The organism is Bartonella sp. CL266QHHD, from assembly GCF_042195355.1.
Taxonomy (GTDB): domain Bacteria; phylum Pseudomonadota; class Alphaproteobacteria; order Rhizobiales; family Rhizobiaceae; genus Bartonella.
This window is the reverse complement of sequence record NZ_JBHIOD010000001.1, coordinates 1-1,265: the sequence shown is the minus strand read 5'-3', so window position 1 is coordinate 1,265 and position 1,265 is coordinate 1. Positions and strand designations below refer to the sequence as shown.

The 1,265-nt window shown below is 30.3% G+C and carries 1 protein-coding gene; it reads left to right on the top strand.

Annotated elements, in window-relative coordinates:
* The coding region (locus ACFIK7_RS00005) for an autotransporter outer membrane beta-barrel domain-containing protein (protein WP_375662700.1) at positions 1–379 on the top strand (379 nt) is incomplete at its 5' end.
* Positions 380–1,265: the final 886 nt, after the last annotated feature.

The window sequence follows — 1,265 nt, the reverse complement described above, 5'->3', positions numbered from 1 at the left end:
GATTGTTTATCAGCATCTTCAGTTTAATCAGGCGCGTGATATTGATAATCTTGATGTTGATTTAGGAAAATTTCATCAATGGGTGGGGCGTGTTGGTGGGCGTTTAAGCAAGACACTTAATGTTTCTGAAGAGGGACGTGTCGTTTCTTTTTATAGTAAGCTTTCTTATTTGCATAGTTTTGAAGATAAGCAATTTGTTTCTTTTAAAAACGATTTCCAATTAGGTTTTTTTGGTTCTTTTTTGGAAGCAGGTCTTGGGTTTAATGCTCGTCTTTCTTCAAAATTTTTTCTTCATGGAGATGTAACTTATCAGCATAAATTTAAGAAAGCTGGTTTTTCTGGAGCCAGTTTCTCTGCTGGATTGCGCCATCTTTTTTGAAGAGATATAATGTGCATTTTTATATGAAAGGCAGAAGATTTTTCTGCCTTTTAATGTATTGAAATTTATTTTTCCTCATCAATATGGTTATTTTTTTGATATAAAAGATTACAATAGATGCTTTCTTCTATGCGATGAGGAATTTTCCTAAAATTTTGATATTAAGATATGGGGGCAGATTTCATTGTGAATGTGAGAAGCTTGAATGCTAAATTCTTGTGGTATAATCTTTAAAAGAGACGATATTGATGGTTGTTTTTGTCCATTTCTTTATTAAATTTTATAGATCATAAGTTTAGTCTTTACGAGATTTATGCATTTTTTTGAATTTTGTTTTAGAACTTTATTTACGTTTATATCATTTCATACGCATATTATTTGTTTCCTTTTTTAGGATGTTTACTTAAGAATTTTGGATAAATACTTGTTTTTAGAACAAACAGAGGGAGTTTGAGGTCAAATTATAATAAAAGTAAAGTATGCTTTATCATATTGTTACGGTTGTTGTTTTGTAAATGATAGGTGGCAGAGAAATTTTGATTGGATACAGGATATTATTTTTATTGCGGTTATGCGCGGATATCATCATTCTTTTTTCAGCATTCAATATTTGCGCAGATTTTAGCACTCGAGAATGTTCATAAGAAGCAATTCACCTTTTTTTCAAAAGTCCTTCTTTACATGCCAGCTTCGTTTGTGATGAACAAGGGGTTAATTGATTAAGTATAAACAGGTTTGAATGAAAGAAATTTATAATATTCAGTTTTTTATTCAATATGTAGAATGATGAGTGAGTATTCTAAATCATTGATGAAATTTTCCTAAATCAACATCAAGATTATCAATATCACGCGCCTGATTAAACTGAAGATGCTGATAAACAATC